Source organism: Variovorax sp. OK605, assembly GCF_900115445.1.
GTDB lineage: Bacteria > Pseudomonadota > Gammaproteobacteria > Burkholderiales > Burkholderiaceae_C > Variovorax.
The window spans coordinates 14,927-28,728 of sequence record NZ_FOWL01000016.1; the positions used below are offsets into that span (position 1 = coordinate 14,927).

Here is a 13,802-nt window from a genome sequence, read left to right on the forward strand (position 1 = left end):
CTACGGCGCGCGGATCGCCTTCACGTCTTTCGCGGCGATCCAGCCGCGCACCGCGCGGCCTTTCCCGTTCACGAAGTCGACTTCGAGCAGGTCTGCGCTTTCCGACACGACGCCCAGCACATCGCCGCGAACGACGTAGGCGCGCCCCGCGTCGGCGGGCGACTTGCGCAGCAGCGTCTTGTCGGCGGCCACGTGGACCAGGCGGCTCCATGTGCCCTTCTGCGTGAGGTCGAGGTCCAGGCCCTTGTCGATCAAGGGCGGCAGCACGTTGCCGCAGCCCGGCAATTGCTGTCCGCCCGGCAGGATGAGGCTCACGCTGGTGCTGCCGGGACCGGCGGACAACCGCCCCTCGATGGCGGGCGCCGAACCGTCGCCGACCGTGCGGACCACGGCCACGCTCCGGGAGCTGAGCCGCCCCGTGATCTGGAAGGTGCAACTGCCTTGCTGCGCGAAGCTGCCGTTCACGGCGCCGCCGCCGTCGAGCGCCAGCATCAGGCCTTCGTACAGGCCCGGTCGCAGCTCGCCTGCCTTCGTCGTACTTGCCGGTGCACCTGCCTGCGCGCCTGTGGCGAACACCAGCGCCGCGCCTGCAAACCACAAGGCGCCTGTCATTCCACGCATGTTCTTCATCGGTTCACTCCTCCCTGCCATCTCTTTGTGTTGTCCGGTCGCCGAATCTATCAGCGGCCGATGTCGTTCCATTCGAGTCCGTGCTTGCCCAGGTACTTGCGCAGCCGGTCCGCATCGTTCACCACGCTGCGCTGCGCGCGCGAGGCCTGGAACAGCTGGCGGCCCGCGTCCGAGAGGCTGCGCGATGGCCGGCACACGCGCACCACCGCCTCGAGCTGCAGCCGGTCGAACAGGTCGAGCGCCGCGGCGCGCTCCTCGCCGAGCAGTGCGTCCAGGTCGATGTCACCAGCCGCAGCGGCGGGCACCGCCCCCGCATGCTTCCACAGCCAGCGCAGCCGCGCAATCTCCGCCTCCACCAGCGCCACCGGAATGCGCCCGCCGTCGGCCAAGGTGGCCAGCCGCGTCACGCTGGCCGACAGGTCGCGGAAGTTGCCGCTCCACGGCGCCTCCACGCTCTGCGCGAACCGCAGGTAGGCCGCGCGCGCCTCGGCGTTGAAGCGCACCACGCGGTGGTTCTCCGCCGCGTGGATGGCCAGCAGGTGGTCGACGTTGGGCTCGATGTCCTCGGGCCGCTGCGCGAGGCCGGGCAGGTCGTAGGTCCAGAGGTTGATGCGCGCGAACAGGTCTTCGCGAAAGCGCCCCTGCGCCACGTCGCTGCGCAGGTCGCGGTTGGTGCCGGCAATCAGCTGGAAGTCGCTCTCCACCTCCTTGTCGGCGCCCACGGGGAAGAAGCGTTTCTCCTCGATCGCCTTCAGCAGCATCGCCTGCTCGTCGAGCCCGAGCTCGCCGATCTCGTCGAGGAAGAGGGCGCCCTGGTGCGCCGTGCGCAGCAGGCCCGCGCGGTCGGCCGCGGCGCCGGTGAAGGCGCCCTTCCTGTGGCCGAAGAGCGTGGAGGCGGCGCCGTCGCCGCGCAGCGTGGCGCAGTTCACCTCCACGAACGGCCCCGTCATCTGGTGGCGCGCCTGCTTCAGCTCGAACATGCGCCGCGCCAGGAACGACTTGCCCGCGCCCGTCGGCCCCACCAGCAGGATGGGCGCGCGCGAGCGCACGGCCACGCGCTCGATCTCGTCGATGAGCGCATTGAAGCGCGCGTTGCGCGTGGCGATGCCGCTCTTCAGGAACGCGACCGCGTCGCGCTGCTCCGCGTCGAAGCGCCGCGCGATCACGTCGTAGCGCGACAGGTCGAGGTCGATCAGCGTGTACTTGCCGGCCTCGCCCTCGCGCTGTTTCTTGGGCGGCGAGGTCTGCGCCAGCACGCCGGGCACCACGCGCGATTCCGACAGCAGGAACATGCAGATCTGCGCCACGTGCGTGCCGGTGGTGATGTGCGTCCAGTACTGCTCGCGCTCGGTGTCGAAGGTGTAGGCACGGGCCCAGTCGTACAGCCGCGTGTAGACCTCGCCGAAGTCCCACGGGTCGGCGAGGTCGAGCGGCACGAGGTTGACCGTGGTCTCGGGCGACACCGCGGTGATGTCGGCCTTCACTACCTCGGCCAGCGCCTTGTGGCGCAGCGTGTAGAGCAGCTCCATGCGCGAGACGACCATGTCTTCGTGCTGCGCGAGCGAGACCGTGGGGCGCCACTTGTTCCAGCGGCCCGCGCCCTGGCCGGCGTCGAGCTGCGTGCCGAGGAAGCCGATGACGACGATGGATTTCTTCATTGATTGGATAAAAGACTATCCAAAATTATAAGAAATGAAGATAAATTTTCCAAGTGACAGCGGCGCGTCGTATCGTTATTCAAGAAAACATCAATCAAATCAATGGCTTGAGAGATATTCGCCTAGACCTGGCCCGCGCTGGCACACCCGTTGCAATAAGGATCACAACTCAAGAAAACAATCGAACAAAAAGAACCGAACAAGGAGAAGTCACATGGCCAACCTTCAACTCTTCCAGACGCTGCGCGGTGCCCTGCAACCCGTGGCCGACATGCGCAACGAAGCCGGCGGTGCCGCCTATGCGCTGTCGCCCAAGCACCAGCTGGCGCAGCTCGCGGCCACCGGTTGCCTGAACAACACCTTCTACGCACAGGCCAAGGACCAGCTCGACGCCGTGCTGGCCCTGGCCCGCGAAGTCGATCCGCTGTTCGTGGCCAAGACGGCCGTGTACGCCCGCCGCGCCGGCCACATGAAGGACATGCCGGCGCTGCTGGCGGCCACGCTGGCGGTGCGCGACGTGTCGCTGCTCGCCAAGGTGTTCCCCCGCGTGGTGGACAACGGCAAGATGCTGCGCAACTTCGTGCAGATGCTGCGTTCCGGCGCGGTGGGCCGCAAGTCGCTCGGTACGCGTCCGAAGAAGCTGGTGCAGCAATGGCTGCTCGAAGCGACCGAGGCGCAGCTGCTGAACGCCGCCGTGGGCAACACGCCGTCGCTGGCCGACCTGGTGAAGATGGTTCACCCCAAGCCCGCCGAAGCCTGGCGCGCCGCGTGGTTCGCATGGCTGATCGATCGTCCGTATGCGCTGGAGGCACTGCCTCCGGTGACGCAGGCCTTCGAGCGCTTCAAGCGCGACCGCACGCAGGAGGTGCCCGACGTGCCGTTCCAGATGCTGACCGCGCTGGAACTCGATACCCAGGCCTGGGCGCGGATCGCGCAGCGCGGTTCGTGGCAGATGGTGCGTCAGAACCTGAACACCTTTGCGCGTCACGGCGTGTTCGCACTGCCGGGCCTCGCCGAAGCGGTGGCCGCCAAGCTGCGCGATCCGCAGGCGGTGGCCAAGGCGCGTGTGCTGCCGTACCAGCTGATGGCGGCCTTCACCGCAACCGGCACCGACGTGCCGCACGTGGTGAAGGACGCGCTGCAGGACGCGATGGAACTCGCGCTGGCCAACGTGCCGCAGTTCGAGGGCCGCGTGGTGGTGTGCCCCGACGTGTCGGGCTCGATGAGCTCGCCCGTCACCGGCCACCGCGGCTCGGCGACCACCGCGGTGCGCTGCATCGACGTGGCCGCGCTGGTGGCTGCCGCCGTGCTGCGCCGCAACGCGGATGCGCGTGTGCTGCCCTTCGAGACGAAGGTGGTGCCGCTGCAACTGAATCCGCGTGATTCGGTGATGACCAACGCGGCCAAGCTGGCGGCGGTGGGCGGTGGCGGTACTTCGTGCAGCGCGCCGCTGGCGCTCCTGAACAAGGAGAAGGCGCAGGCCGAGCTGGTGGTGCTGGTGTCGGACAACGAGTCGTGGGCCGACCGTGCCCGTGGCCGCGGTACCGCGACCATGCAGGAATGGGCGGCGTTCAAGAAGCGCAACCCGACGGCACGGCTGGTGTGCATCGACATCCAGCCGTATGCGACCACCCAGGCGCAGGAGCAGGGCGATGTGCTGAACATCGGCGGCTTCAGCGACGAAGTGTTCAAGCTGCTGGCGGTGTATGCCGCGGGTGGCCTGGGCGCCGACCACTGGGTGGGTGTGATCGAAGAGACTGCCATTTGAAAGAGAAGCGAGAGGGCGCCGTGGACTTTGGCCCGCGGTGCCCGATCCGAAAGATTTGAACGTCGTCGTTCGGCGAATGCAGATGTGACTACATCACCCATCCGAAGTCACATCGACCGTTTGTCGCCGAACGGGGATGAAGGTTGAATGTGCGAATGCAGGCAGGACTACATGGATGACCGGGGGTTCGAGTCCCCAGCCTCTGCGGCGCGGTCGATGTCTTGCCACTTTTGTCGCACTGTTTTTTGTGCAGCGAATGCTGACGGAACTACAGACTCTTAATCTCGTGGTCGCGGGTTCGAATCCCGCCGGTCTAAAGACCGTAGCTCAGTGGTAGAGCACGACGTTTCGTCGATTTTTGTCGCTGCTTTTTTGTTTCGAGGTGAATGCAGGCAGGTCTACAGGTTAGAGCGTCATGGTCTTGGCCATGAAGGTCCCGGGTCCGAACCCCGGTCTGTTTCGGCAGATAGCTCAGTCAACGACCTGTCGTTACTCGTCATCTCATTTTTGTTTGGGGCACGCATCATGGTCGCCGTACCGGTGCGGGTTCGTCGTGAAGAATAGTCAGACACACGGAGAGAGAAAAGAAAATGGAACAGAACTACAAACTGCACGAAGTAGCCAACGGCGTCCCCGTGAAGATGTGGACCAACGGCGTGCCCGTGGAAGACGAAGCGCAGAAGCAGCTGGAAAACGCCGCGCGCCTGCCCATCGTGTTCAAGCACATCGCGGCCATGCCCGACGTGCACTACGGCATCGGTGCGACCGTGGGCTCGGTGATTCCGACCTTCAAGGCCATCATCCCCGCCGCCGTCGGCGTGGACATCGGCTGCGGAATGATGGCCTGCAAGACCACGCTGAACGCGCGCGACCTGCCCGACAACCTGGGCCCGCTGCGCTCGGCGATCGAGAAGGCCGTGCCGCACGGAAGCAATCCCAAGCGCATGGGCCGCGACAAGGGCTCGTGGGAAACGCCGCCCGACGAAACCGATGCGGCCTGGGCCACGCTGGTGGATGAGTTCGACCTGATCTGCGAGGACTACCCGCGCATCAAGAACACGAACAACCACAAGCACCTGGGAACGCTGGGTACCGGCAACCACTTCATCGAGGTGTGCCTGGACGAAGCGGGCGCCGTGTGGTTCATGCTGCACTCGGGTTCGCGCGGCGTGGGCAACGCCATCGGCACGCACTTCATCGAACTCGCGAAGAAGGACGCCGAGCTGCACCAGCGCAACCTGCCCGACCAGGACCTGGCGTACTTCGAGGAAGGCGCCAAGTACTTCGGTGACTACGTGCGTGCGGTGGGCTGGGCCCAGAAGTTCGCGCGTGCGAACCGCGAAGTGATGATGCAGCGCGTGGTCGCGGCCGTGCGCAAGGTGATCACCAAGCCTTTCGAGGCGCACGTGGAAGCGGTGAACTGCCACCACAACTACGTGAGCCGCGAGACGCACTTCGGCGAAGACGTGTTCGTGACGCGCAAGGGCGCGGTGAGCGCGAAGGCCGGCGAGCTGGGGATCATTCCCGGCAGCATGGGCGCGAAGAGCTTCATCGTGCGCGGAAAGGGCAACCCCGAGAGCTTCATGAGCTGCAGCCACGGCGCCGGTCGAAAGATGAGCCGTACCAAGGCGAAGAAGCTCTTCACCGTGGCCGACCAGATCGCCGCGACCGAGGGCGTGGAATGCCGAAAGGACGCCGACGTGATCGACGAGATTCCGATGGCCTACAAGGACATCGACGCGGTGATGGAGGCGCAGAAGGACCTGGTGGAGGTGGTTTACACGCTCAAGCAGGTTGTTTGCGTGAAGGGATAGGCGTCATGGATCGGGAACTGCTTCTGGCGGACCTCAACGGCTACTTGCGTGCCTATGCGGAGTGGAACATGCCGGCGTCGGATCTGACGCACACGTTCTCCCTCTGCAAGCGGGAAGACATCGACGCGCTGGATGAAAAATCGATCCGGCGCTTCTATGCCGACATCGCCGAAGTCCCTGCCATTGCCGTGAATCCTGATTGGAAGACGGTGGTGGTCGAGACGGCGCGGCGTTGGATGACGGAGGGCTGGACCTCGGCGCAGCTTGCCGGAAAGTGTGTCGGAACCGGTGACGGGCGGCACGCGTTCGAAGAGACGTTGGTGAAAGCCATCCAATCCATCGTTGCGCCCGCCGAGGTCGTCACTGCTGCCTACGGATGCCAAGCGGACAAGAAATACGCCTGGTATGCCGCGGCCTGGGACGACCTTTGGTTGGGCAATGCGCGTGGTGAGAAATATCTTCTTCATTTCAGCGTGACCGATTGAGCCGACTGCTCGGCGATTTCGAAGTCGCGCGAGTCATAGGTACTGATCATGAAAAGCAACAAGCAACGACGTGCCGAGATCAAGGCGCATCGCCTCGAACGCGCTGCGGCGCTGGAGGTCCGACTGCGCACGCGCGATGTGCGAAGGGAGATCGTCTGGGAGTCCGTGCCGGGCCTGGAGCTGGTCGACAAGGCCAGGCTCGAACACTGCAACACCCTGTATGGCGAGGTGCCCCATTTCTATATCGACCGTCTCTTCACCTGCAATTGCGGCGCTGAGGAAGTGTGGACGGCCAAGCAGCAGAAGTGGTGGTGCGAGGTCGCTCAAGGCTCGATCTACAGTCGGGCTGTTCGATGCTATGCGTGCCGGAAGGCGCAGCGCGAATCGCGCGCGGCGGCTTCGATGTACCCGGGCGCCAACCTGCTGCGCGAAGAGGTGACGCGGCTGCGCGCCCTCGCTACGGCCAAGCCCAATGCGGCGGCCCAGGCCGAAGTGGAAGCTGCCTTGCAGAGCAAGTGGCGAAGCCTGCGCGTGGTGGCTATCGAGGTGATGGGATGCTGGGGTGGTCCTGAACAAATTGCGCAACTGGAGGCCTTTGTGGCGGCCCGGCCACGCGGGCAGAACTACAGGGTCTGGGAGCGAGAGGCGGCGGATGCCGCAGCCAAGGCGCTGCGCCATCTGGCGGAGGCGAAACAATGATGATGAAACTGACTTTCTTGGGCACCTCGTCCGGTACCCCCACGCGCCACCGCAACGTCTCCGGACTGGCGGTGCAAACGGTGCTGGGTCCCGACTGGTTCCTGTTCGACTGCGGCGAAGGCACGCAGCACCGTGTGCTGCAAACGCCGCTGTCGCTGAACGACCTGGCCGCCGTCTGCATCACGCATGTGCATGGCGACCATTGCTACGGCCTGCCGGGCCTGCTCGCGAGCGCGGGCATGGGCAAGCGCACGAAGCCGCTGAAGCTCATCGCGCCGTTGCCCGTGTGGGAGTGGTTCGAGGCCACGCGCCGCTTGACCGACCTGCACCTGCCCTACGAGGTCACGCATGTGGATGTGGATGTGGACGACCGGGCGCTGGTGTACGAAGCGCCCGGCGTTCGCATCGAGCGCCATGTGCTGCGGCACCGCGTGCCGAGCCACGCCTACCGTGTGCAGGTCGAAACGCAGCGCACGCGGCTGAAGGCCGGTGCGCTCAAGGCCATCGGCCTGCCGCCCGGTCCCGCATGGGGTGCGCTGCAGAGCGGCGAGGACGTGACCTTCAACGGCACGGTGCTGCGCAGTGCCGACTTTGCGGAAACGCAGGTCGACACCGCAGCAGCCGTGCTGGGCGGCGACAACGCCGAACCCGCGCTGCTGCGCGACGCCTGCCAGGGCGCACAGCTGCTGGTGCACGAGGCGACGTACACGCAAGCCGTGCTCGACAAGGTCGGCCCCGGCCCGATGCACAGCTCTGCGCGCCTGCTGGCCGAGTTCGCGCAAGCCGTCGAGGTACCGAACCTGGTGCTCACGCATTTCAGCGCGCGCCACCAGAACGAGGAAGGCATGGCGGAGTTGATGGCCGAGACGCAGGCGCACTACCGCGGCCATGCGTTCCTGGCCGACGACCTGGATGTCTATGAACTCGGCAGCGACGGCAAGGTGACCGTCACCCGAGCCTGAACCAGAGCCTGAGCGAAGAAGACGAGAAAAGAAGACGAGAAAAGAAGACGAGAGAAGAACCGATGAGCACCGAAGAATTCCTGCGCTCCGCCCACCCGATCGAGCCCGCCATGCGCGCGCAGATCATGGACGGCCTGCGCGACATCGAAGCGAAGCACGACGTCACCGTGCTGTTCGCCTGCGAATCCGGCAGCCGCGGCTGGGGCTTTGCCTCGCCCGACAGCGACTACGACGTGCGCTTCATCTACGTGAACCGCCTGCCGTGGTACCTCACGGTGCAGCCGCGCCGCGACGTGATCGAGCTGCCGATCAGCGGCGACCTCGACATCAACGGCTGGGACCTGCGCAAGGCGCTGGGCCTGATGCGCGAGTCGAACCCGACGCTGCTCGAGTGGCTGCGCTCGCCCATCGTGTACCGCAACGACGCGGTGGCAATGCCGCGCTTTCGCGCGCTGTCGGAGGCGGTGTTCTCCAACGCGCGCGCCTGGCATCACTACACCTCGATGGCGAAGAAGAACTTTCGCGAGCACCTGCAGGCCGACGAGGTGCGCTACAAGAAATACCTCTACGTGCTGCGCCCGCTGCTGGCCGCGCGCTGGATCCGTGCGCAGCCCGGCGTGCCGCCGATGCGCTTTGCCGAACTGGCGCAGCGCACGCTCGATGCCGTGCGCGACGCTGCGCTCATCGAGGAAATCAACGCGCTGCTCGAAGTGAAGATGCGCGCCGGCGAAGCCGCGACCAGCCCGCGCTGGCCCGGCATCCACGCGTTCATCGAGTCCGAGCTGGCGGCCAACGCGGCCGAGCCGGTGACGCCGCTGCCCTCGTCCGACGGCGCGGGGCTCGATGCTTTCCTGTGCGAGACGGTGCTGCGCTTCGACCACGGCGCGCGCGCCGCGACGGAGGCCGTATGATGTTCGTGAGCGGCTATGTGGGTCCTTCCTTCTCTCATATCTGGAAACTAGGGTCTGCGCTTTCCGCTCTTTTTTTCATGCGCCGTGCGTTCGCACCGGCGCATTCGCAGGGCACGCAATGAACGGCCACGCAATGAACAGCCAGATCTACCTGCGCCGACGTTCGCGTGTGCTGGCCCAGCCCGGCCACGCTGTGCTGCCGCCCGCCTACCTGGCCACGCTCTACAAGGAACTGGAGCCGCTCGGCTTCACGCTGTCGCCGGCGCTCGACGCCTGCCTGGCCACCTGGGACGCGAAGCCTTTCGAGGTGTTCTACAAGGCGCTGCTGAAGGACGTGCGCGAGATGAAGGGCGTGCACCCCGCGTGGCGCCCGCTCTACCCTGACTTTCCCGAGCAGGTGGTGCAGACGAGCGCGGCCGAGCTGTTCCTCAACGCGGTGCGCCATTGCGCGAGCTTTGGAACCTGGCGGCCCGACGAAGCGGCCTCGCGCCGCGCCGACCTGGGCGACGCCGCGCGCCGCGCGCACCTGCGCACGATCGACGTGGGCACGCAGGAAGACTTCGAGCAGATCTTCACGCAGCTGGCGGGTGCGCGCAGTTCGCTGTCGCAGCAGGACAAGGACGACCTCGACTGGTTTGTGCGCCAGTACGGCAGCAAGGTGTACGACTGGATGCCGGCGCAGATCGTGTCGAAGGAAAACCTTGCGACGCTCGGCGGTGCACTGCTGCGGGCGGAAGAGCCGGGCGTGTTGCCTTTTCTCGAAGCGCGTCTTCAGACTGCCACCGATGTGCTGCGGCTGGCCGTGGCGTGGAGCAAGGGCGACGTGTCGCTCGCGGAGCCGACGAAGTTCGCGCGCATGAAGCGCCCGCTGCGCCGCTGGCTCATCGCGTTGATGGACCGCAGCGCCAGCGTGGCCGAAGACATGGCGCGTCGGCCCGAGGTGTTCAAGCGCCTGGGCGAAGTGCTGCACCCCGGCGAGCACGCCAAGCGCTTTCCGGCCGCGGCGGCCGCGTTCGACGGCGTGCGCAACGGCGTGCGGCCGCAGGGCTTCAACCACCACATCGAGCGGCAGCTGGAAACGCGTGCCATCGACGAGGCACTTGCGTTGCTGCCCACGCGGCCCGGCGACTTCGCGCGCCGCCTCGATCATGTGCTGCGCATCGCGTCCCAGCCGGGCGCCGTGCTCGCGCGCTTCGGCGAGGTGGCGCACCAGGCTTCGACGGCGGTGCTGCTGCAGGCGATGGTGCACTTCCGCCGCCGTGGCGCGCATGCGCTGCGCAGCTTCTTCCCCAAGGGAGAAACCGCCAGCGTCTTCGCCATCGAGGACACGCGCGAGCCGCTGCCCGAAGGCGTGGCGGAGCGGGCGGCGGCGCTGTGCGAGGCGGCGTTGCTGCAGCGCTTCGCGGCGCTGCCGCCGCTGGGCCGTTGCCATGTCGATGCGGCGCTGCGCAACTACCTCGTGCCGTTCTCGCAGCGCTCGGCCTCGAAGGCGCTGCGCACGCTGGTGCGGGGCAGCCGCCTGCCGATGCCGGACGCGAACATCGTGCGCCTCTTTCTCTGGTGGAAGAACGGCCGCGCCCGCACCGACATCGACCTGTCGGCCGCGCTCTTCACCGCGCGGTACAAGTACATCGACGTGCTGGCGTACTACAACCTGAAGAGCTACGGCGGCGTGCACAGCGGCGACATCGTCGATGCGCCGCGGGGCGCGGCCGAGTTCATCGACCTCGACGTGGCGCTGTTGCGCGAGAAGGGCGTGCGCTACGTGGTGAGCTCGATCAACAGCTTCACCTCGCAGGCCTTCTGCGACCTGCCGGAGTGCTTTGCGGGGTGGATGTCGCGCACGGCCGCGGGCTCGGGCGAGATCTTCGAGCCCTCGACGGTTGTCGACCGCGTCGACGTGGCCGCTGACACCACCATCTGCCTGCCGGCGATCTTCGACCTGGAGGCGCGCGAGGTGATCTGGGCCGACATTGCTTTGAAGAAGTCGCCGCTGTGGAACAACGTGCAGAGCAACCTCGCGGGCGTGTCGCTGATGCTGCGTTCGCTGGTGGAGCTGGCCAAGCCGGACCTGCACACGCTGTTCACGCTGCATGCGCGGGCGCGGGGCACGTTGGTGGAGGAAGCTGGGGGGCCCGGGGAGGGCGACACGGTGTTCGGCGTGCACCAGGGAATCACGCCTTTCGATATGGACCGGATACGCGCCGACTTCATGTAGCCGGCGCATGGGATGAAGAAAAGAAAAAGATGACGACGAAGACAGAACAAAAAACGATCGAGCTCGACGGCTCGCAAGGCGAGGGCGGTGGGCAGATCCTGCGCACCAGCCTGGCGCTGTCGGTGGTCACGGGCCAGCCGATGGCCATCGAGAAGATCCGCGCGGGCCGCGCCAAGCCGGGCCTGATGCGCCAGCACCTGGCGTGCGTGAACGCCGCCGCGCAAATCAGCGGCGCGCAGGTCGACGGCGCCGAGCTCGGCTCGCAGTCGCTGCATTTCGCGCCCGGCCCGGTGCGCGCGGGGGACTACCGTTTCGCGATTGCCAGCGCGGGCAGCTGCATGCTGGTGTTGCAGACCGTGCTGCCGCCGTTGCTGCTGGCCGGCGGCACGAGCCAGGTGCACCTGAGCGGCGGCACGCACAACCCGATGGCGCCGCCTTTCCATTTCCTGGAGCGCGCCTTTGCGCCGCTCGTGCGCCGCCTGGGCGCGGACCTGCAGCTCACGCTGCGCCGCTGCGGTTTCTACCCGGCCGGCGGTGGCGAGGTCGAGGCGACCATCGTGCCCGCGGCCGGCGCGCTGCAGCCCTTCGACCTGATGGCGCGCGGCGGGCAGCAGCCGGGCTTTGCCGAATGCCTGGCGCCCGGCCTGCCGCGCCATGTGTCGACGCGCGAGCTCGACACGCTAGGCGGTGCGATGGGCTGGTCCGGCGAGCAGTTGCGCCACGGTGGCGCGCGCCAGAACGAGGGCCCCGGCAACGCGCTGCTGGCCACGCTGGCTTACGAGCATGTCACCGAGGTGTTCACCGCGTTCGGCGAGAAGTCGCTGAGCGCCGAGCAGGTGGCGCATGGCCTGGTGAAGGAACTGCGCGCGTTCCAGAAGAGCGAGGCAGCGGTCGGTCCGCACCTGGCCGACCAGCTGGCGCTGCTGCTCGCGCTGGCCGCATGGCAGGGCCAGAAGGCCTGTGCCTTCACCTGCAGCGAGGTGACGGAACACACGCGCACCAACTGCGCAGTGATCGAGCGCTTCCTGCCGGTGCGCTTTGCCATCACCGAGAGCCGCCAGGCCTGCACGGTGCAGGTGTCGCCGGCCTGAGGGCCAACCCAGAAGGTCGGGCCGATGAGGTGCCGCTCACTCAGGCGAGCGGCGTCGCGTTGGCGTACAGGCGCAGCAGCATCGCGCGCAGCGTCTTCACTTCCGCCGCGCTGAAGTCCGAGGTCGCCACGGCCTCGTAGTGCTGCGCGAGCGGAATCAGCTCGCAGGTCAGCGTCAGTCCGCGTTCCGTGAGCGCAATGCGCACCGCGCGCTTGTCGGTGTCGCACTTCTCGCGCGCCACCAGTTCATGCACCACCAGCCGGTCGACGATGCGCGACAGCGCCGACAGGTCGGTGGACGCGTGCGTGGCCAGTTCCGACAGCGTCTGGCGCGGTGTGTGCTGCAGCGACGCGCACACGCGCCATTCGCTCAGCGCGAGTCCGTAGGGTTTCAACGCCTTCGCAAAGGCGTTGCCCATGCGCGCGCCGGCGCGCGCCAGAAGGAAGGGAATGGCCTTCTCGAGGTCGTGATCTTGGGGCAGGGTTTTCATCTAGACATGCTTGAACAATCAAGTATATAGTCCGCCGAAATTACTTGAATAATCAAGCAAATACGGAGACAGACATGAGCCCGAAGCCTTCTCGCAGAGCCGCCGTCGCATGCATCCTCGCGTTGCCTCTACTGGGTGCGGTGCCGCCGGCGCAGGCCCAGGGCAGCGCAGCCAATTGGCCCCGACAGGCGGTGCGTTTCGTGGTGCCGTTCCCCGCGGGCTCGGCGCCCGACGTGCTGATTCGCCATGTGGGCGCCAAGCTCGGCGAGAAATGGGGGCAGGGCGTGATCGTCGACAACAAGCCCGGCGGCAGCGGCGTGATCGGCATGAACGCGATCCTGGCGGCACAGGCCGACGGCTACACCTTCGGCTTCGTGCAAGGCTCGGCGATCTCGGTGGCGCCCAGCACCATCAAGGGCGTGACCTACGACTTCAACCGCGACTTCGTGCCGGTCACGCTCGCGGCCGTCGCGCCTTTCATGCTCGCGGTGCCGGCCAGCTCGCCCTACAAGACGCTGGGCGACTTCATCGCCGCCGCGCGTGCGAAGCCGCAAGGCATCGAGGTGGCCGACAACGGCCGCGGCACCGCGCCGCACCTGGCCTCGGCGCTGCTGGGCCTGCAGTCGGGCGCGCAGTTCCTCGAGGTGCACTACCCCGGCGGCGCGCAGGCCATGCAGGCCACGCTGGGCGGCCAGACGCAGATGATGGTCGAGACCTACAACGTGGTGGCCGGCAACGTGCAGGGCGGGCGCATGCGCGTGCTCGCGAGCATGGGCGACCGCGTGGAGGCCGGGCTCGAGAACTTCCCGCTCGCCAGCAAGACCGTGCCAGGCGCCGTGGCGCACGGCTGGTTCGCGGTCATTGCGAAGAAGGGCGTCGACCCGCTGGTGCTCGCCAGGCTCAACAAGGACATGAACGAGGCGCTGCTGCTGCCCGACGTGGTGGCCAAGTCGCGCGAGCTCGGCACCTACCCGCGGCCGGGCAGCCCCGAACAGCTGGCGCGCTACATCGCCGACGACCGCAAGACCTGGCAGGACGTGCTGGACAAGCTCAACATCAAACCGGAGTGATTTTTC

At 66.8% G+C, this 13,802-nt stretch carries 12 protein-coding genes; 9 read left to right on the forward strand and 3 right to left on the reverse strand.

The features are described from left to right. Together BM013_RS31045 and rtcR are read right to left on the reverse strand one after the other, a co-directional pair. Complete coding sequence (locus BM013_RS31045) at positions 1 to 630, reverse strand: hypothetical protein (RefSeq protein ID WP_143098421.1); 630 nt, start codon at positions 628 to 630, stop codon at positions 1 to 3. A 50-nt stretch (positions 631 to 680) separates the two neighbouring features. Beyond that, positions 681 to 2,288 (reverse strand): RNA repair transcriptional activator RtcR, encoded by a 1,608-nt coding sequence (rtcR, locus tag BM013_RS31050; RefSeq protein WP_093132319.1) that lies wholly within the window; start codon positions 2,286 to 2,288, stop codon positions 681 to 683. 214 nt (positions 2,289 to 2,502) lie between these two features. On the opposite strand from rtcR, the gene BM013_RS31055 reads away from it, so the two are divergent. From BM013_RS31055 to rtcA, 8 genes are all read left to right on the forward strand, one after another. Continuing rightward, complete coding sequence (locus tag BM013_RS31055) at positions 2,503 to 4,056, forward strand: vWA domain-containing protein (RefSeq protein ID WP_093132321.1); 1,554 nt, start codon at positions 2,503 to 2,505, stop codon at positions 4,054 to 4,056. A gap of 590 nt (positions 4,057 to 4,646) precedes the next feature. After that, the gene (locus BM013_RS31060; protein WP_093132323.1) at positions 4,647 to 5,870 is read left to right on the forward strand and encodes an RtcB family protein; all 1,224 of its coding nucleotides are present in this window, start codon (positions 4,647 to 4,649) and stop codon (positions 5,868 to 5,870) included. 5 nt (positions 5,871 to 5,875) lie between these two features. After that, complete coding sequence (locus BM013_RS31065) at positions 5,876 to 6,355, forward strand: hypothetical protein (protein ID WP_093132325.1); 480 nt, start codon at positions 5,876 to 5,878, stop codon at positions 6,353 to 6,355. Positions 6,356 to 6,403: 48 nt separating this feature from the next. Beyond that, the gene (locus BM013_RS31070; RefSeq protein WP_093132327.1) at positions 6,404 to 7,054 is read left to right on the forward strand and encodes a zinc-ribbon domain containing protein; all 651 of its coding nucleotides are present in this window, start codon (positions 6,404 to 6,406) and stop codon (positions 7,052 to 7,054) included. A gap of 2 nt (positions 7,055 to 7,056) precedes the next feature. Next, a complete protein-coding gene (locus BM013_RS31075; protein ID WP_256221792.1) occupies positions 7,057 to 8,016 on the forward strand; it encodes a ribonuclease Z in 960 nt (319 codons plus the stop codon). 62 nt (positions 8,017 to 8,078) lie between these two features. After that, positions 8,079 to 8,927, forward strand: a complete 849-nt coding sequence (locus tag BM013_RS31080; protein ID WP_093132331.1) for a nucleotidyltransferase domain-containing protein — start codon at positions 8,079 to 8,081, stop codon at positions 8,925 to 8,927. 118 nt (positions 8,928 to 9,045) lie between these two features. After that, on the forward strand, positions 9,046 to 11,145 hold the full coding sequence (locus BM013_RS31085; protein WP_218153705.1) for a TerD family protein: 2,100 nt from the start codon (positions 9,046 to 9,048) through the stop codon (positions 11,143 to 11,145). 29 nt (positions 11,146 to 11,174) lie between these two features. After that, positions 11,175 to 12,236 carry an RNA 3'-terminal phosphate cyclase gene (gene rtcA, locus BM013_RS31090; protein ID WP_093132335.1) on the forward strand — a complete coding sequence of 354 codons (1,062 nt, stop codon included), beginning with the start codon at positions 11,175 to 11,177 and terminating at the stop codon, positions 12,234 to 12,236. 40 nt (positions 12,237 to 12,276) lie between these two features. On the opposite strand, the gene BM013_RS31095 is transcribed toward rtcA, so the two are convergent. Continuing rightward, on the reverse strand, positions 12,277 to 12,726 hold the full coding sequence (locus tag BM013_RS31095; RefSeq protein ID WP_093132337.1) for a MarR family winged helix-turn-helix transcriptional regulator: 450 nt from the start codon (positions 12,724 to 12,726) through the stop codon (positions 12,277 to 12,279). A gap of 74 nt (positions 12,727 to 12,800) precedes the next feature. Between BM013_RS31095 and BM013_RS31100 the strand changes: the two genes are divergently transcribed. Further along, positions 12,801 to 13,796 (forward strand): Bug family tripartite tricarboxylate transporter substrate binding protein, encoded by a 996-nt coding sequence (locus BM013_RS31100; protein ID WP_093132339.1) that lies wholly within the window; start codon positions 12,801 to 12,803, stop codon positions 13,794 to 13,796. Positions 13,797 to 13,802 lie beyond the last annotated feature (6 nt).

Excerpts from the sequence above, each read along its gene's own strand:
- BM013_RS31045 (WP_143098421.1), bottom strand. The coding sequence starts at position 630 with ATGAAGAACATGCGTGGAATGACAGGCGCCTTGTGGTTTGCAGGCGCG.
- rtcR (WP_093132319.1), bottom strand. The coding sequence starts at position 2,288 with ATGAAGAAATCCATCGTCGTCATCGGCTTCCTCGGCACGCAGCTCGAC.
- BM013_RS31055 (WP_093132321.1), top strand. The coding sequence starts at position 2,503 with ATGGCCAACCTTCAACTCTTCCAGACGCTGCGCGGTGCCCTGCAACCC.
- BM013_RS31060 (WP_093132323.1), top strand. The coding sequence starts at position 4,647 with ATGGAACAGAACTACAAACTGCACGAAGTAGCCAACGGCGTCCCCGTG.
- BM013_RS31065 (WP_093132325.1), top strand. The coding sequence starts at position 5,876 with ATGGATCGGGAACTGCTTCTGGCGGACCTCAACGGCTACTTGCGTGCC.
- BM013_RS31070 (WP_093132327.1), top strand. The coding sequence starts at position 6,404 with ATGAAAAGCAACAAGCAACGACGTGCCGAGATCAAGGCGCATCGCCTC.
- BM013_RS31075 (WP_256221792.1), top strand. The coding sequence starts at position 7,057 with ATGAAACTGACTTTCTTGGGCACCTCGTCCGGTACCCCCACGCGCCAC.
- BM013_RS31080 (WP_093132331.1), top strand. The coding sequence starts at position 8,079 with ATGAGCACCGAAGAATTCCTGCGCTCCGCCCACCCGATCGAGCCCGCC.
- BM013_RS31085 (WP_218153705.1), top strand. The coding sequence starts at position 9,046 with ATGAACGGCCACGCAATGAACAGCCAGATCTACCTGCGCCGACGTTCG.
- rtcA (WP_093132335.1), top strand. The coding sequence starts at position 11,175 with ATGACGACGAAGACAGAACAAAAAACGATCGAGCTCGACGGCTCGCAA.
- BM013_RS31095 (WP_093132337.1), bottom strand. The coding sequence starts at position 12,726 with ATGAAAACCCTGCCCCAAGATCACGACCTCGAGAAGGCCATTCCCTTC.
- BM013_RS31100 (WP_093132339.1), top strand. The coding sequence starts at position 12,801 with ATGAGCCCGAAGCCTTCTCGCAGAGCCGCCGTCGCATGCATCCTCGCG.